Raw genomic sequence first — 17,872 nt, forward strand, 5'->3', positions numbered from 1 at the left:
GCTGGCAAATGCTGCCACAAATAGTGGCACTTTGCCTCTTATGGCTTACCGATCATCGTGCAGCTTCGACCGTCTGGTTCCGGCGCCGTTCACCCGCGAACGACTTTGTCCGAAATCTGTGACCGACTTCGAGATCAACGCCCCAGGAAGCGCAGCGGGCACGTGGGAGCCGTCGCACGAGCAACCGCAGCGACACAGGCGCAGGACCTGCCCCGGCTGCACCGGGCGGACTTCCGGAAGAATCTCCGGATCGGGCACCCCCCCTCCTCCAGCCTGATCGTCATGATCGCGAACGGCTATACGGCATCACAAAGAAAAAGGGGAACGCCGAAGCGTTCCCCTTTTCCGTACCGCACGTAGCCGGACTCAGCCGACCCAGACGCGGGCATTGCGGAACATGCGCATCCAGCCGCCGTCCTCCTGCCACTCGTCCGGACGCCAGGAGTTCTGCACCGCGCGGAAGACCCGCTCGGGGTGCGGCATCATGATGGTGACGCGGCCGTCGCGGCTGGTCAGGCCGGTGATGCCGCGCGGCGAACCGTTGGGGTTGGCCGGGTAAGTCTCGGTGACCTTGCCCTGGTTGTCGACGAAACGCATCGCCACGCAACCGGACAGATCGGACTCCAGCAGCGCCTCCTCGCTCTCGAACTCCGCATGGCCTTCGCCGTGGGCGATGGCGATCGGCAGGCGGGAACCGGCCATGCCCTGCAGGAAGATCGACTGCGACTCCTGCACCTGGACCATCGCCACGCGCGCCTCGAACTGCTCGGAGCGGTTGCGCACGAAGTGCGGCCAGAACTCGGAACCGGGGATCAGCTCGTGCAGGTTGGACATCATCTGGCAACCGTTGCACACGCCCAGGGCGAAGCTGTCCTTGCGCTCGAAGAAGGCCTGGAAGCCGTCGCGGGCACGGCGGTTGAACAGGATCGACTTGGCCCAGCCCTCGCCGGCGCCCAGTACGTCGCCGTAGGAGAAGCCGCCGCAGGCCACCAGGCCCTTGAACTGCTCCAGGCTGACGCGGCCGGAGAGGATGTCGCTCATGTGCACGTCGATCGCGGCGAAGCCGGCGCGGTCGAAGGCTGCAGCCATTTCCACCTGGCCGTTGACGCCCTGCTCGCGGAGGATCGCCACTTGCGGACGCACGCCCTTCTTGATGTAGGGCGCGGCGATGTCGTCATTGACGTCGAAGCTCAGCTTCACCGACAGGCCGGGATTGTCTTCATCCAGCAGGCCGTCGAATTCCTGGTCGGCGCAGTCGGCGTTGTCGCGCATGCGCTGGATGCGGTAGCTGGTCTCGCTCCAGATACGCTGCAGGTTGCGGCGCTGGGCGCTGAACACCTGCTCGCCGTTGAAGGCCAGTTCGATGTCGGCACCGTTGGCCGGCTGGCCGATCACCGCCACGCAGTCCTCCAGGCCGGCGGCACTGAACTGCGCCAGCACTTCCGGGGTGGCGTCGCTGCGAACCTGGATCACCGCGCCCAGTTCTTCGTTGAACAGCGCGCCGACCAGTTCCTCGCGGCTGTCGGCCAGCGCGTCGAGGTTCAGGTCGAGGCCGCAGTGGCCGGCGAAGGCCATTTCCACCACGGTGGCCATCAGGCCGCCGTCGGAACGGTCGTGGTAGGCCAGCAGGTGGCCGTCGGCGTTCAGGCCCTGGATCACGGCGAAGAAGGCCTTGAGGTCTTCGGCGTCGTCGACGTCCGGCGCGGCGCGGCCGATCTGGCCGTTGACCTGGGCGAGGATGGAGCCGCCCATGCGGTTCTTGCCGCGGCCCAGGTCGATGACGATCAGGTCGGTCTCGCCCTTGTCCAGGCGCAGTTGCGGGGTCAGGGTCCTGCGGATGTCGTTGACCGGGGCGAAGCCGGAGATGATCAGCGACATCGGCGAGGTGACGCTCTTCTCGGCGTCGCCATCCTGCCAGCGGGTCTTCATGGACATGGAGTCCTTGCCCACCGGGATGGTGATGCCCAGCGCCGGGCAGAGCTCCATGCCGACGGCCTTGACGGTGTCGTACAGGCGCGCGTCCTCGCCCGGGTGGCCGGCGGCGGCCATCCAGTTGGCGGAGAGCTTGATCTCGGAGATCGCGTCGATGCTGGCGGCGGCCAGGTTGGTGATGGTCTCGCCGATGGCCATGCGGCCGGAGGCCGGGGCGTCGATCAGCGCCAGCGGGGTGCGCTCGCCCATCGCCATGGCTTCGCCGGTGTAGACGTCGAAGCTGGTGGCGGTGACGGCGCAGTCGGCCACCGGCACCTGCCACGGGCCGACCAGCTGGTCGCGGGCCACCAGGCCGGTGATGGTGCGGTCGCCGATGGTGATCAGGAAGTTCTTGCTGGCCACCGCCGGGTGACGCAGCACGCGCTCGGTGGACTCGGTCAGGTCCAGGCCGGCGGCGGCGAAGTCATCGCCCAGCTCGGCTTCGCGGGTGACCGAACGGTGCATGCGCGGCGGCTTGCCGAGCAGCACGTCGAGCGGCATGTCCACCGGCTTGTTGCCGAAGTGGCTGTCGGCGACGGTCAGGTGCTTCTCTTCGGTGGCTTCGCCGACCACCGCGAACGGGCAGCGCTCGCGCTCGCAGATGGCCTTGAAGGTCTCGAAGTCGGCGGCGTCGACGGACAGGACGTAGCGCTCCTGCGACTCGTTGCACCAGATTTCCAGCGGGCTCATGCCCGGCTCGTCGTTGGGCACGGCGCGCAGTTCGAAGCGGCCGCCGCGGCCGCCGTCGTTGATCAGTTCCGGCAGGGCGTTGGAGATACCGCCCGCGCCCACGTCGTGGATGAACTTGATCGGGTTGTTCTGGCCCAGCTGCCAGCAGCGGTCGATGACCTCCTGGCAACGGCGCTCCATTTCCGGGTTCTCGCGCTGCACCGAGGCGAAGTCCAGGTCCGCGGCGGAAGCACCGGTGGCCATGGAGGACGCGGCGCCGCCGCCCAGGCCGATCAGCATGGCCGGGCCGCCGAGCACGATCAGCTTGGCGCCGACCGAGATCTCGCCCTTCTGCACATGGTCCTCGCGGATGTTGCCCATGCCGCCGGCGATCATGATCGGTTTGTGGTAGCCGCGGACTTCCTCGCCGCGCGGGGTGGCGATGGCCTGCTCGAAGGTGCGGAAGTAGCCGGCCAGGTTCGGGCGGCCGAATTCGTTGTTGAATGCGGCGCCGCCTAGCGGGCCTTCGATCATGATGTCCAGCGGGGTGACGATGCGCTCGGGCTTGCCGTAGGGCACTTCCCAGGGCTGTTCGAAGCCGGGGATGTTCAGGTTGGAGACGGTGAAGCCGACCAGGCCGGCCTTGGGCTTGGCACCACGACCGGTCGCGCCTTCGTCGCGGATCTCGCCGCCGGAGCCGGTGGAGGCGCCGGGGAACGGGGCGATGGCGGTCGGGTGGTTGTGGGTCTCCACCTTCATCAGGATATGCACCGGCTCCTCGCTGGCGCCGTACTCGCGGGTTTCCCCGTTCGGGTAGAAGCGGCCGGCAAGGTAGCCCTTCATCACCGCGGCGTTGTCCTTGTACGCGGACAACACGCCTTCGTGGTGCATTTCATAGGTGTTCTTGATCATGCCGAACAGGCTCTTGTCCTGGGCCTGGCCGTCGATGTCCCAACTGGCGTTGAAGATCTTGTGGCGGCAGTGCTCGGAGTTGGCCTGGGCGAACATCATCAGCTCGACATCGTGCGGGTTGCGCCCCAGTTCGACGAAGTTCTTCACCAGGTAGTCGATCTCGTCTTCGGCCAGGGCCAGGCCCAGGTCGAGGTTGGCCTTGGCCAGCGCGGCGCGGCCGCCGCCGAGGATGTCCACGGCGGTCAGCGGCTTGGGCTGGGCGTGGCTGAACAGGGCGGAGGCTTCTTCCAGCTCGCCCAGCACCAGCTGGGTCATGCGGTCGTGCAGGCGGGCGGCGACGAGTTGCGCGTCGGCTTCGCTCAGCTCGCCGCTGACGTAGTAGGCGATGCCGCGCTCAATGCGCTCGATCTTGGCCAGGCCGCAGTTGCGGGCGATGTCCGACGCCTTGCTCGACCAGGGCGAGATGGTACCGAAGCGCGGCACGACCAGGAACAGGCGGCCGCTGGGCTCCTGCACCGGCACGCTCGGGCCGTATTTCAGCAGGCGGGCGAGGACTTGTTCCTCCTCGGCGTTGAGGGCTCCGGTGACCTCGGCGAAGTGCGCAAACTCGGCATACAGCCCGGTGACGGCGGGCACCTGCTGGGTCAGCAGGTCGAGCAGTTTGCCGTGGCGGAAAGCGGAAAGGGCGGGAGCACCGCGCAGGATCAGCATTGTCGGAACAGCCTCTGGAGACAGGGGGAGTGTGGGGGCCGGACGGGCCGGCCCACAGAGGCCGTGCATTCTACCGTAAAGCGCGGGACGGCGGCAGCTTTCCAGCGGCCTTCCTCGCTGCCGCCGACCGGGCCTTTCATCTTCGAAGCGCTTCGAGCTATCCGTCACCGGCCCGCATTACGCGGCCTTCCGCGTCAAAATGCCGACGAACGGCGCAGCAGCTAGCAGAGAAGCGTCAGCCTGTCGAGATATGGCGCCACACGGCCTTTGCGTATACTGCGTCGATGCTTGCCCTGACTGTGTCTCGCGTGCGTCGCACCGCCTGGTTCTTGGCGACCTGTATCTTTCTGCTGCTTTCCGGCTGTACCGAGGCGAAAGTCCCGACGGTGCTGGAGCGTGTGCAGAAGGACGGCGTCCTGCGCGTGATCACCCGCAACAGCCCCGCTACCTATTTCCAGGATCGCAACGGCGACACCGGCTTCGAATACGAGCTGGCCAAGCGCTTCGCCGACAGCCTGGGCGTCACGCTGCAGATCGAAACCGCCGACAACCTCGAAGACCTCTACGGCCAGCTCGGCCATGAAGGCGGCCCCCATCTCGCCGCCGCGGGCCTGACCCCCGGTGGCGACCGCAGCGCACAGGTGCGCTACTCGCACTCCTACCTCGATGTCACGCCCCAGGTGGTCTTCCGCAACGGCGCGCAGCGCCCTACCCGCCCCGAGGACCTGGAGGACAAGCGCATCGTCGTGCTCAAGGGCAGCAGCCATGCCGCCCAACTGGCCGAACTGAAGAAGCGCTTCCCCAGGATCACCTACCGCGAATCCGACGCCGACGAGATGGTCGACCTGCTGCGCATGGTGGATGTCGGCGAGATCGACCTGACGCTGGTCGACTCCAACGAACTGGCGATGAACCAGGTGTACTTCCCCAACGTGCGCGTCGCCTTCGACCTCGGCGACTCCCGCGGCCTGGCCTGGGCGCTGCCGGCCGGCGAGGACAACAGCCTGCTGGACAAGGTCAACGCCTTCCTCGACAAGGCCAGGCAGGACGGCCTGCTGCAGCGCCTGAAGGACCGCTACTACGGCCATGTCGACGTGCTGGGCTACGTCGGCGCCTACACCTTCGCCCAGCACCTGCAGCAACGCCTGCCCAAGTACGAGCCGCACTTCCGCCAGAGCGGCCAGAAGATCGATGCCGACTGGCGCCTGCTGGCCGCCATCGGCTACCAGGAATCCATGTGGCAGCCCGACGCCACCTCCAAGACCGGCGTGCGCGGCCTGATGATGCTGACCAACCGCACCGCCCAGGCGATGGGCGTGGCCAACCGGCTGGATGCCAAGCAGAGCATCCAGGGCGGCAGCAAGTACTACCTCCAGATCAAGGACGAACTGCCCGAGAGCATCAAGGATCCGGACCGCACCTGGTTCGCCCTGGCCGCCTACAACATCGGCGGCGCCCACCTGGACGACGCGCGCAAGCTCGCCGAGCAGGAAGGCCTGAACCCGAACAAGTGGCTCGACGTGAAGAAGATGCTGCCGCGCCTGGCGCAGAAGCAGTGGTACAGCAAGACCCGCTACGGCTACGCCCGTGGTGGCGAGACCGTGCACTTCGTGCAGAACGTGCGGCGCTACTACGACATCCTCACCTGGGTGACCCAGCCGCAGATGGAAGGCGGCCAGCTCGCCGAGAGCGGCCTGCACCTGCCGGGCGTGAACAAGACCAAGCCGGAGGATGGCGAGGGGCGGGACGAGAAGCTCTGAGGCTCTGCCGCAGGGTCGGGCTTGCTCGCGGACCGCGCTCCGCCATGGCTTCCGCGCGTGCCGGGACCCTGATCGCGGACAAGGTCCGCTTGTGTCTGCTGACTTCGGTAGGATCGAAGGTGAGAGCGGCGGGAAGCAAGCTGCAGGTCCGCAGTGTTAGCAGCACGAGTAGGAGCCCAAGCTGCCTCCCGCCGTCCTCTGACCAAAGCCCGAACAGTTGAACGAGTACAACCTCGAACCACAAGCGTGGGCAGTCAGAGCGCTCTCGCCATGTAGTTTACGAGGGTTGAAGCATGACGTGTTGGATCGGTATCGATGTTGCCAAGGACTCGCTGGCCGTATGGTTCCGCCCACAGGGCAGGAGCTTGAGCGTTTCCAATGACGAAGCGGGACATCAGCAGTTAGTGACGCTCTTCGCCGAGGAGAAGCCCGGCCGCATTGTGCTGGAGGCTACCGGTGGATATGAGCGAGGCGTCCTGCATGCCTTGTCCCGAGCCGGCCACGCAGTCTCTCGCTTGAATCCCACACGGGTTCGGGCGTTTGCTACCGCCATGGGCAAGTTGGCCAAGACCGACCCCATCGATGCGGCCGTCCTGGCGCATCTGGCCCAAACGCTGGAGGAAGCCCCCAGTACGGTTCTTTCGCCGGAGCGCCGGCGGCTGCGAGAGCTGGTGCAACGTCGCGAGCAACTGGTTGGGCAGCGCGATGATGAGCGCCGGCGCCTGCAGCAGGCCAACGACCCCTTCGTTCGCCAATGCCTGGAGGACGCCATCAAGGCCTTGAAGGCCAGAATTTGCAGCTATGACGAGCAAATCGCCGAGGCCATGGCTACGGTGGACTCCGAGCAGGTCCAGCAACTCAGTCAGGTCAAGGGCGTAGGCCCGGTAACCGTCGCAGGATTACTGGCTTACCTGCCAGAACTGGGACAACTCAACCGTCGCCAGATCGCCGCCCTGGTCGGCTTGGCCCCTTACAACAGCGACAGCGGCCAGAAATCGGGGCAACGCCGTATCCGCGGAGGGCGCGGCATGATTCGACGCATCCTCTACATGGCAACCTGGTCGGTCATTCGTTACCAGAAGAGCTTCGCTCTTCGTTATCACGGCCTACGCGAAAACGGCCGATGCGCCAAAGTCGCGTTGGTGGCCTGCATGCGAGTTCTGATCGTACGGCTCAATGCGATGGTCCGGGACGGCACTTGCTGGAGAACTGACTTCGAGTAAAAGACAGTTGCTCCTACGAGAGCCACGCCGGGCACACCCCGTAGGAGCGGACCTTGTCCGCGAAATCCCGAGCGAAGGCATCGGCCCCCACAAGAGCACCCCGCAGCCCGGCGCCAGCCAGGACAACCGGCGCGCCAAGCATGAATGCGAAAAAGCAGCCCGCTCAGCCCTTGCGGCGCGCCTTGAAGAAAGCCGAGAGCATCGCGCTGCACTCCTCCGCCAGCACGCCCCCCTCCACCAGCACCCGGTGATTGAGGAAGTCCTGCTCGAAGAACGCCGCACGGCTGACCACCACGCCCGACTTGGGCTCGGTGGCGCCGAACACCACGCGCTGGATGCGCGAATGGACGATCAGCCCGGCGCACATGCTGCAGGGCTCGAGGGTGACGTAGAGGGTACTGCCGGGCAGGCGGTAGTTCTGCGCGGCCGCGGCGGCCTCGCGGATGGCGACCATCTCGGCGTGGGCGCTGGGGTCGTGGGAGGTGATCGGCCGATTGAAGCCACGGCCGATCACCTGGCCGTCCAGCACCAGCACGGCGCCCACCGGCACCTCGCCCAGCGCCGCACCCTGTTCGGCCAGGGCCATGGCTTGGCGCATGAAGGGGATGTCCTGGCTGCGGTCGATGACCGGCCGCAGCCCCTTCACGGTCGGATGCCCCTTGCTGTTGGTCAGCCGCACCATGCCTCGCCCACCGCGATGGTTCCCATCAGTCCGGTCTCCATGTGATCGATCACGTGGCAGTGGAACATCCACAGGCCGGGGTTATCCGCCACCAGCGCCACGCGTGCCGTCTCATTCTTGCCCAGCAGGTAGGTGTCGGTGAAATACGGGATGATCTCCCGACGATCGGAGTCCAGCACCTTGAAGGCCATGCCGTGCAGGTGGATCGGGTGCTGGTACTGGGTCATGTTGCGCAGCACGAAGATGTAGCTCTTGCCTTCCTTGAGCTTGGCCAGCGGCGGCGCGTTGTGCTTGTGCTCCTCGCCACCCTGCCAGGCCACGCCGTTGATCTGCCACAGCGACGGCGCCGACTGGCCCTTGGAGTAGTCGGACATGGCGCCGACCCACTCGAACTTGAAACTGAGGGTCTCGGCGCTGGCCAGGTCCGGCTCGGCCACCGGGTTGCGCGGCAGCGCGGCCGGCCAGCTGGCCGTCGGCGCCTTGGGATTGGCCACGCCACGGATGGTCGCCAGGCGCACCGGACCGTTGCGCAGCGACAGCTCGGTGCCTTCCGCCGGGCCGCGGATGCCCAGTTCCAGGCGCATGCCCGGGCCGATCCAGTACTGATCCTTCGGGCCGTTGCCAAAGTCGCGCGGCTGCACCGGATGGCCGTCGATGGCGTAGATCTTCGCCTCGGCGTCCGGCAGGTTGAGGCGGTAGGTCACGGTATTGTCGACGTTGAACAGGCGCACCCGGACGATCTCGCCGGCCGGCAGCTCGATCACCGGCGTGCGCTCGCCGTTGATCGTCGACAGGCTCCCGCGCGTGCCTTCCCGCGCGGCCTCGCGGGGAATACTGAAGGGCGTGAAGTTGCCCTCCTCGTCCACATGCCAGGTCTTCAGGCAGAGCACCTTCTCGCTGGCGAACTCGCTGGGCTCGCGCTCGTCGACGATCAGCGGGCCGACCAGGCCGCGGCCCAGCTGCTCGCTGCTCATCAGGTGCGGGTGGTACCAGTAGCTGCCGGCGTCCGGCGTCTTGAACTGGTAGACGAAGCTCTCGCCCGGCTGCACCGGCGGCTGCGAGATGTAGGGCACGCCATCCATCTCGATAGGCAGGCGGATACCGTGCCAGTGGATGGTGGTCGGCTCGTCCAGCCTGTTGGTGAAGCGCACCCGCAACCAGTCGCCCTGGCGCGCGCGGATCGCCACGCCCGGCGCCTGCCCGCCATAGGCCAGGCCAGGGCTCTTGTGGCCGGGCACCAGCTCCAGGTCCAGCGGGGCGGCGATCAATTCGTAATCGTGCTCGGCGGCCACTTCCGGGCGCGCCAGCCAGATGCGCGCGCCAGCGGCGCCCAGGCCGAGCACGGCCAGGCCGGCGATGCCGCCGAGTACTTGTCTACGGGTAAACGACATGGGTCCAGACTCATCGAACAAGGGACTTGCGACCCCATCGGCTTTCACGGAATCGGCGCGTTTCGCGCCCGGCGCCAGGCTCTTGCGGCCAGCTGCACCGATCTACTGCAAGCGGCGACGACAGCGCCGCTCACACATCAGGCCAAGGCCAGTCCTGGCCTGCTGAAGAAGGCGGCGAGCATGCCAGCCTCTTCGTTAAGGGGACGTTAAACGCACTCCGCCCTCGACGCCCCCGGGGCCTGCGGGCTGGGAGGGCTCCGAGTGACGAGCAGTGCCGGCCTGCCATCGGCCGACCAGTTTAATGAGAAGTCATCTCAAGAGCCAGCGCCAATCAACGGCACCCGTTTTCCTATTCTCCCGATCACAAGGGCATTCAAGTGCAGTCCAGCAGGTTGTTCCGATAGCGCCTCTTTCACGCCCGCAAATCGGATATTTCAGCAAGACACCCGGACACGTCGCATATCCCGCCAATGGCCCCGCCGCTAAAACCTCACGGGCATCGGTACACCTGCGTGTGGTGCAAGCGTTCATCGCAACGCGCCCACTGAAACCAAGCTGAGAAACGGGAGGGGATGATTGGCAAAGGATTTTCAGGACATCAACGTCCATGAGGCGGCCAAGGCGAGAATTCGCCTGGTGTTCCAGCACTTCGAACGAGTCTGTGTGGCGTTTTCCGGCGGCAAGGACAGCTCCGTCACGCTGCAACTGGCCCTGGAAGTTGCCCGCGAGCTGAACCGCTTGCCGGTCCACGCGGTGTTCATCGACCTGGAGGGCCAGTACCAGGCGACGATCGACCATGTCACGGAGATGCTCAACCGGGACGATGTCCATCCGTGGTGGATTTGCCTGCCGATCAACCTGCGCAACGCATCGAGCCTGGAGGAGCCTTTCTGGTGCCCCTGGGAGCCCGGGCGCGAAGCCGACTGGATCCGTCCGCTACCGACTCATCCCGCGGTCATCAACGACCCGGACTATTTCCCGTTCTTTCGGCACCGCATGGAGTTCGAGGAGTTCTTTCCCGCCTTCAACGCATGGCTTGCGCAGGATGCATCGACGGCATTCCTGGTGGGCATCCGCTCAGACGAGTCACTGAACCGCTATCTCGCCGTCAAGAAGAGCGCAAAGCTGAAAAAGAGCGCCTGGACGCCGCAAGGCCAGCCAGCGCCGATTCAATGGAGCACTCGCGATCCGTTGCTGGGCGATCGATGCGTCACGTTCTTCCCGATCTACGACTGGCGCTTCGAGGACCTGTGGAAGTACATCGGCAGCGCGCGCCTTGCCTATAACCGCGTCTACGACCTCATGTACCGGGCCGGCGTGCCGTTCTCCCAGATGCGCATCTGCCAGCCGTTCGGCGACGACCAGCGCAAAGGCCTGGACCTGTTCCACAAACTCGAACCCCATACGTGGGTCCGTGTGGTCCGGAGAGTCGCTGGCGCCAACTACGCCGCGCGCTATTGCCGGCAGCGGTTCCTGGGTTACCGGGGCGGACTCGGCCTGCCTCCGTCGTTCACCACCTGGCGCGCGTACTGCCAGTTCCTCCTGCAAAGCATGCCCTCAACGCTGCGCAGCATCTACCTGCGCCGCATCCAGCGCTTCATCCATTGGTGGGCAGTCCACGGCTATCCGCTGGACGCCTGGCCGGACGCCGGGATTCCGGCACTGGAGAATCGCAAGACGCAACCGTCATGGCGCCGGGTGGCCATGGCGCTGCTCAAGCAGGACATGGCCCGCTCGTTGTCCTTCGGCAATGCCCAGCGAGACATGAAGACGCTGGGTATCGGCGGCAAGGTGAAGGCATGAATGCATCCGCCCACTACGAGTTCACCGAACTCCGCTCCCTGGACGACGAGGCGCGTTTCTTTGCGCTGCTCGGACACTTCTTTGCCAGCCCGCACGTTCGTCGCGAGTGCGGCGGCTATCCCCTCAACGATGGGCCGTTCTATCGCTGGTTCGTGGCCTCCGACAAGGCCGATGGCCGTGCCGTGGGCTTTGCCAGCATCGAGCACCGCAGCAACACACTGATGTGGCGCGAAGCCTATGTGCACGTCGAAGCGCGCGGCCGCGGCGTGTTCAAGACATTGCGGCAACAGGTGCTGACCTATGCGGACCGGCACAAACTGGTGTGTACGACCCGCGTGCAAGCCAGCTCCGTCCCGCTTCTGCTCTCCCACGGATTCTCCGTACTCTCCACGCGCGGGAAGTGGGCCACACTCGAAAGGAATCAAGATGCCCGATAACCTGGTCAGCCGAGCCGAGTTGCTGTTCGAAGAGTTGGACAGCCTTCCCTTGCACCTGAAAATAGAGACCATCAACAGGATCCGGCGCAGCCTCCACGCCCGGAGTCCGTTCGTTGGAGAGCCCGTCGACTTTGTCGAGTGGGTCCCGGCTGAACAGGTCCAGGGGAACGACTACAACCCGAACTCCGTGGCCCCGCCGGAACTGAAGCTGCTCGAACACTCGATCGATACCGACGGATTCACCCAACCCATCGTTTCGCACCCGGAAGGGAAACGCCGCGTGGTGGTCGACGGCTTCCACCGCCAGCGGGTGGGCAAGCGCTCGGAGTCCATCAAGGAGCGCCTTCACGGGTATCTGCCCATCGTGACCGTCCGCAGCGAGCGCGGGGCTCGCGAGGATCGCATCGCCGCCACGATCCGGCATAACCGGGCCCGGGGCATTCACGGTGTCCAGCCCATGACCGAGATCGTCGTCACGCTGCTGCAAGCGGGGTGGAGTGAAGAGACCGTGGCGCAGCGACTGGGCATGGATGCCGAGGAGATCCTGCGCTTCAAACAGGTCGCCGGCCTGCCGGAACTGTTCAAGGACCACCAGTACTCCCAGTCCTGGGAGTGACGGCGTTGGGCCGGCGGTTTCGAAAGCCGGCAGGCTGCCCCGATCAACGATGCTTTGCGCATCGCCTTCCTGACGTCGATCAGCCTATCGCGCGGCCAATGGCTGGCGTCTGCTGATACCGGGAAACAAACTTTCCCGAACAGGCTTTACCGTCAAGGACGGTAAAGCCTGGATAGCGGATGGAAGGGTCTTCATCCGGCTTCGAGTCTTGCCGTCAGCTCCAGCGCCAACCTGTCTTGCTGGCTGCTGGAGCTGACGACAGTCCCGAAGGACGTCGACTCACTCCCACTCGATGGTTGCCGGCGGCTTGCTCGACACGTCGTAGGTGACGCGGGAGATGCCTTCGATCTCGTTGATGATGCGGTTCGAGACCTTCTCCAGCAGCTCGTACGGCAGGTGCGCCCAGCGGGCGGTCATGAAGTCGATGGTTTCCACCGCGCGCAGGGCGACGACCCAGGCGTAGCGCCGGCCATCGCCGACCACGCCGACGGATTTCACCGGCTGGAACACCACGAAGGCCTGGCTGGTCTTGTGGTACCAGTCGAAGTTGCGCAGCTCTTCGATGAAGATGTGGTCCGCGCGACGCAGCAGGTCGGCGTATTCCTTCTTCACTTCGCCGAGGATGCGCACGCCCAGGCCCGGGCCCGGGAACGGGTGGCGGTAGACCATGTCGTAGGGCAGGCCCAGTTCCAGGCCGATCTTGCGCACTTCGTCCTTGAACAGCTCGCGCAGCGGCTCGACCAGCTCGAACTGCATGTCTTCCGGCAGGCCGCCGACGTTGTGGTGCGACTTGATCACGTGGGCCTTGCCGGTCTTGGCGCCGGCCGACTCGATCACGTCGGGGTAGATGGTGCCCTGGGCGAGGAACTTCACGTCCTGCAGCCTGGTGGCTTCCTCGTCGAAGACCTCGATGAAGGTCTTGCCGATGATCTTGCGCTTCTGCTCCGGGTCGGCGACGCCGGCCAGGCGGCCGAGGAACTTGTCTTCAGCGTTGGCGCGGATGACTTTCACGCCCATGTTCTCGGCGAACATGGCCATCACCTGGTCGCCCTCGTGCAGGCGCAGCAGGCCGTTGTCGACGAACACGCAGGTCAGCTGGTCGCCGATGGCCTTGTGCAGCAGGGCCGCGACCACCGAGGAGTCCACGCCGCCGGACAGGCCCAGCAGCACCTTGGACGAGCCCACCTGGGCGCGCACGGTGGCGATGGCGTCGTTGACGATGTTGGACGGGGTCCACAGGGCTTCGCAGCCGCAGATGTCCAGCACGAAGCGGGAGAGGATGCGGCCGCCCTGCTTGGTGTGGGTCACTTCCGGGTGGAACTGCACGCCGTAGTAGCCGCGGGCGTCGTCGGCCATCGCGGCGATCGGGCAGCTCGGGGTGCTGGCGAGGATGTGGAAGCCTTCCGGAATCTCGGTGACCTTGTCGCCGTGGCTCATCCACACGTCGAGGCCGAACACGCCGTCTTCATCGACGTGGTCTTCGATGCCGTCCAGCAGGCGGGCCTTGCCGACCACGTCGACGCGGGCGTAGCCGAACTCGCGCAGGTCCGAGCCCAGCACCTTGCCGCCCATCTGCTCGGCCATGGTCTGCATGCCGTAGCAGATGCCGAACAGCGGCACCTTCAGGTCGAACGCGGCCTGCGGCGCGCGCGGGCTGTTGGCTTCGTGCACCGACTCCGGGCCGCCGGCCAGGATGATGCCGCGCGGAGCGAAGGCGCGAACCTCGTCGTCGCTCATGTCGAACGGATGGATTTCGCAGTACACGCCGATCTCGCGGATGCGGCGGGCGATCAGCTGGGTGTACTGGGAGCCGAAGTCGAGGATCAGGATCCGGTGAGCGTGAATGTCTTGGGCCATGGCCATCTCTCGTAGCGAAATTCTCAAACGACACGGGGCTGTATCAAGCAGCCCCGTGTCCGACTCATTAACCTGAAACCCTTAGCCTACGCGGTAGTTCGGGGCTTCCTTGGTGATCTGCACGTCATGCACGTGGGACTCGGCCATGCCGGCGCCGGTGATGCGCACGAACTGCGGCCGGGTGCGCATGTCCTGGATATCGGCGCTGCCGGTGTAGCCCATGGCGGCGCGCAGGCCACCCATCAGCTGGTGGACGATGGCGGTCAGCTGGCCCTTGTACGGCACGCGGCCTTCGATGCCTTCGGGCACCAGCTTCTCGGCGCCGGCGGAGGCGTCCTGGAAGTAACGGTCGGAGGAACCGGTCGCACCGGCCATGGCGCCCAGGGAGCCCATGCCACGGTAGGACTTGTAGGAACGGCCCTGGAACAGCTCGATCTCGCCCGGCGCTTCTTCGGTACCGGCGAACATCGAACCCATCATCACGCAGTAGGCGCCCGCCACCATGGCCTTGGCCAGGTCGCCGGAGAAGCGGATGCCGCCGTCGGCGATCAGCGGAACACCGGTGCCTTCGAGGGCGGCGGCGACGTTGGCGATGGCGGAGATCTGCGGTACGCCGACGCCGGCGACGATGCGGGTGGTGCAGATGGAGCCCGGGCCGATGCCGACCTTCACGGCGTCAGCGCCAGCCTCGGCCAGTGCCTTGGCGGCTTCGCCGGTGGCGATGTTGCCGCCGATGACCTGCACCTGCGGGAAGGTTTCCTTCACCCAGCGCACGCGCTCGATCACGCCCTTGGAGTGGCCGTGGGCGGTGTCGACCACCACCACGTCGACGCCAGCGGCGACCAGCGCGGCAACGCGCTCGCCGGTATCGGCGCCAGTGCCGACGGCGGCGCCGACGCGCAGGCGGCCCTGCTCGTCCTTGGACGCCAGCGGGTAGGTCTTGGCCTTCTCGATGTCACGGAAGGTCACCAGGCCGGTCAGGCGGAACTTCTCGTCGACGATCAGCATCTTCTCGATGCGGTTCTCGTAGAGCGCGGCCTTGATCTCTTCCAGGGCGGTGCCTTCGCGGGCGGTGACCAGCTTTTCCTTCGGGGTCATGATCGCCGAGACGCTGTCGCCGACGTTCGGCTTCACGCGCAGGTCGCGGCCGGTGACGATGCCCACCAGCTCACCCTCTTCCACCACCGGGAAGCCGGAGAAGCCGTATTCGCGGGCGATCTGCAGCAGCTCGATGATCTTGGTCGACGGGGTCACGGTGATCGGATCGCGGACGATCGCGGTCTCGTGCTTCTTGACCTTGCGAACCTCGGCGGCCTGCTGCTCGATGCCCATGTTCTTGTGGATGATGCCGATGCCGCCTTCCTGCGCCATGGCGATCGCCAGGCGGGATTCGGTCACGGTATCCATCGCGGCGGACACCAGCGGGATATTCAGTTCGATGCCACGGGTCAGTCGGGTTTTCAGGCTCACGTCCTTGGGTAGGACTTCCGAATAACCGGGAATCAGGAGGACGTCGTCGAAAGTAAGGGCTTCTTGGCTGATGCGCAGCATGGCGGGGGCTCCCGATCGGGAAAAATGGAAGCGCGGCATTATATCCCAGCTGGGGGGCATGGCTCAACGCAACCAGACGATCTGAACGAAGCTTTCTCGACCCTGCGCGCTGGCCCCCGTCCGGAGCCCGGCTTATCATCCCTCGCCATGCAGAACGATCCCTTCCAACGGCTGGGCCTCGACCGCGAGGTACTGACCGTCAGCCAGCTCAACCAGCGCGCCCGCCACCTGCTCGAGGACGTGTTCCCGCAGGTGTGGGTCGAGGGCGAGATCTCCAACCTCGCCCGCCCCGCGTCCGGCCACCTGTATTTCACCCTGAAGGACAGCAACGCCCAGGTGCGCTGCGCGCTGTTCCGGCAGAACGCCCTGCGCGTACGCCAGGCCCTGCGCGACGGCCTCGCCGTGCGGGTGCGCGGCAAGGTCTCGCTGTTCGAGGGGCGCGGCGACTACCAGCTGATCGCCGATGCCGTCGAACCGGCCGGCGACGGCGCCCTGCGCCTGGCCTTCGAGGCGCTCAAGGAAAGGCTCGCCGCCGAGGGCCTGTTCGCCGCCGAGCGCAAGCGCGAGCTGCCGGCCCATCCGCGGCGCATCGGCATCGTCAGTTCGCCCACCGGCGCGGTGATCCGCGACATCATCAGCGTGTTCCGCCGCCGCGCGCCGCAGGTCGAGCTGACCCTGGTGCCCACCGCCGTGCAGGGCCGCGAGGCCACCGCGCAGATCGTCCGCGCGCTCAGGCTGGCCGACGCCCAGGGCTTCGACGCGCTGATCCTGGCCCGTGGCGGCGGCTCGCTGGAGGACCTCTGGTGCTTCAACGAAGAGCCGGTGGCCCGCGCCATCGCCGCCTGCGTGACGCCCATCGTCAGCGCCGTGGGCCATGAGACCGACGTGTCCATCAGCGATTTCGTCGCCGACGTGCGCGCGCCGACGCCCTCGGCCGCCGCCGAACTGCTGGCGCCCCACAGCGGCGACCTGCAGCAGCGCCTGGACGGCCTGCGCCGCCGGCTGATCCTGCGCATCCAGGACCGCCTGACCCGCGAGCGCCTGCGCCTGGAAGGCACCGCCCGGCGCCTGCGCCACCCCGGCGAGCGCCTGCGCCAGCAGGCCCAGCGCCTGGACGACCTGGACATTCGCCTGCGCCGCGCCTTCGAGCGCCAGCTGCAGATCCGCCAGGAACGCGTGGCACGCCTGGACACCCGCCTCGCCGCGCAGCACCCCGGCCGCAGCCTGGCCCTGCTGCGGCAGCGCCTGGAGAATCTCAGCGGCCGCCTGCCCCGCGCCACCCAGGCGATCCTGCGCGAACAGCGCCAGCGCCTGGACGGCCTGATGCAGACGCTGCACATCGTCAGCCCGCTGGCGACCCTGGGGCGCGGCTACAGCATCCTGCTCGACGAGCGCGGCCAGGCGATCCGCAGCGCCGCGCAGACGAAGAACGGCCAACGCCTGAAAGCCCGGCTGGCCGAAGGCGAACTGGAAGTGCGGGTGGAAGACAACCACCAGGCGCCCGTCACCCTTTCCCTGCTGGACTGAACCGCGATGACCGACCTGCTCGCACCGATCCTGCCGCAACCCGACCCGGACTGGGCCGAAGCCTTCCGCATGCCCATCGTCGAATGCGGCCAGCCGCTGCAGGCGCTGGGCATCGCCAGCGGCTTCGCGGTGTGGCCGGCCTATCACCGCCTCGGCGTGCCCAACGCGCAGCCGGAGTGCTACGCCCGCAGCGAAGTCTTCGAGCGCCTGCTGCACGCCGCCCGCCTGCTGCCCGACGGCCTGCGCCTGGTGATCCTCGACGCCTGGCGCCCCTTCGCGGTGCAGCAGCACCTGTACGACACGCTCTACGACATCCTCCGCCAGCACGAACCGGACGCCGACCCGGCCGAGCTGACCCGACGCACCCGCGAGTTCGTCGCTCCGCCCAGCAGCCGCGCCGAGTCGCCCAGCCCGCACCTCACCGGCGGCGCCATCGACCTCACGCTGTGCGACCGCGACGGCCGCTGGCTGGACATGGGCAGCCTGTTCGACGAGGCCACGCCGCGCTCCTATACCCGCCACTACGAAGAAATCGCCACGCCGGACGAAGCCCAGCGGCGTATCCGCGACAACCGCCGGATGCTGTTCAATGCGATGCGGGAAGCGGGGTTCAGCAACCTGTCCAGCGAGTGGTGGCACTACGACTATGGCGATCAGCTGTGGGCGGCCCACCTCGGGAAGGCCCAGGCGATCTATGGTCCGGCGCAGGTGCTGCCGCTGGAGCAGCTGTGGCGCCAGCAGTTGGAAGGCCTGCGCCGATAG

Annotated in this window: 12 protein-coding genes; 7 read left to right on the forward strand and 5 right to left on the reverse strand. The window is 66.6% G+C overall.

The window, feature by feature from the left end; all coding sequences use genetic code 11:
- Positions 1-366 precede the first annotated feature (366 nt).
- Positions 367-4,263: a phosphoribosylformylglycinamidine synthase gene (gene purL / locus AC3B6A_RS21305; RefSeq protein ID WP_488399087.1), complete on the reverse strand. Its 3,897-nt coding sequence runs from the start codon at positions 4,261-4,263 to the stop codon at positions 367-369.
- A 284-nt stretch (positions 4,264-4,547) separates the two neighbouring features.
- On the opposite strand from purL, the gene mltF reads away from it, so the two are divergent.
- Both mltF and AC3B6A_RS21315 read left to right on the forward strand, forming a co-directional pair.
- On the forward strand, positions 4,548-6,023 hold the full coding sequence (gene mltF, locus AC3B6A_RS21310) for a membrane-bound lytic murein transglycosylase MltF (RefSeq protein ID WP_488399088.1): 1,476 nt from the start codon (positions 4,548-4,550) through the stop codon (positions 6,021-6,023).
- Positions 6,024-6,316: 293 nt separating this feature from the next.
- Positions 6,317-7,246 carry an IS110 family RNA-guided transposase gene (locus AC3B6A_RS21315; protein ID WP_488399089.1) on the forward strand — a complete coding sequence of 310 codons (930 nt, stop codon included), beginning with the start codon at positions 6,317-6,319 and terminating at the stop codon, positions 7,244-7,246.
- Positions 7,247-7,409: 163 nt separating this feature from the next.
- On the opposite strand, the gene tadA is transcribed toward AC3B6A_RS21315, so the two are convergent.
- A complete protein-coding gene (gene tadA, locus AC3B6A_RS21320) occupies positions 7,410-7,928 on the reverse strand; it encodes a tRNA adenosine(34) deaminase TadA (RefSeq protein WP_488399090.1) in 519 nt (172 codons plus the stop codon).
- The gene (locus AC3B6A_RS21325) at positions 7,916-9,319 is read right to left on the reverse strand and encodes a multicopper oxidase family protein (protein WP_488399091.1); all 1,404 of its coding nucleotides are present in this window, start codon (positions 9,317-9,319) and stop codon (positions 7,916-7,918) included. Before AC3B6A_RS21325 ends, tadA begins: the two co-directional genes overlap by 13 nt.
- Positions 9,320-9,895: 576 nt before the next feature.
- Between AC3B6A_RS21325 and AC3B6A_RS21330 the strand changes: the two genes are divergently transcribed.
- Genes AC3B6A_RS21330 through AC3B6A_RS21340 form a run of 3 tightly spaced genes read left to right on the forward strand, consistent with a single transcriptional unit; the run spans position 9,896 to position 12,175 of the window.
- Complete coding sequence (locus AC3B6A_RS21330; RefSeq protein ID WP_488399092.1) at positions 9,896-11,122, forward strand: DUF3440 domain-containing protein; 1,227 nt, start codon at positions 9,896-9,898, stop codon at positions 11,120-11,122.
- On the forward strand, positions 11,119-11,559 hold the full coding sequence (locus AC3B6A_RS21335) for a GNAT family N-acetyltransferase (protein ID WP_488399093.1): 441 nt from the start codon (positions 11,119-11,121) through the stop codon (positions 11,557-11,559). Before AC3B6A_RS21330 ends, AC3B6A_RS21335 begins: the two co-directional genes overlap by 4 nt.
- A complete protein-coding gene (locus AC3B6A_RS21340; protein ID WP_488399094.1) occupies positions 11,549-12,175 on the forward strand; it encodes an IbrB-like domain-containing protein in 627 nt (208 codons plus the stop codon). The genes AC3B6A_RS21335 and AC3B6A_RS21340 overlap by 11 nt, the downstream gene beginning before the upstream one ends.
- 279 nt (positions 12,176-12,454) lie before the next feature.
- Here AC3B6A_RS21340 and guaA read toward each other — a convergent pair whose 3' ends face one another.
- Together guaA and guaB are read right to left on the reverse strand one after the other, a co-directional pair.
- On the reverse strand, positions 12,455-14,032 hold the full coding sequence (gene guaA / locus AC3B6A_RS21345; protein WP_488399095.1) for a glutamine-hydrolyzing GMP synthase: 1,578 nt from the start codon (positions 14,030-14,032) through the stop codon (positions 12,455-12,457).
- An 81-nt stretch (positions 14,033-14,113) separates the two neighbouring features.
- Positions 14,114-15,583, reverse strand: a complete 1,470-nt coding sequence (gene guaB / locus AC3B6A_RS21350) for an IMP dehydrogenase (protein WP_488399096.1) — start codon at positions 15,581-15,583, stop codon at positions 14,114-14,116.
- Positions 15,584-15,730: 147 nt separating this feature from the next.
- Here guaB and xseA point away from each other — a divergent pair, with 147 nt between their 5' ends.
- Positions 15,731-17,110 (forward strand): exodeoxyribonuclease VII large subunit, encoded by a 1,380-nt coding sequence (xseA, locus tag AC3B6A_RS21355; protein WP_488399097.1) that lies wholly within the window; start codon positions 15,731-15,733, stop codon positions 17,108-17,110.
- Between the two features lie 6 nt (positions 17,111-17,116).
- Entirely contained in the window at positions 17,117-17,872 is a 756-nt protein-coding gene (locus tag AC3B6A_RS21360) for a M15 family metallopeptidase (protein WP_488399098.1), read from the forward strand.

Source organism: Pseudomonas sp. B12(2026) (assembly GCF_057767015.1).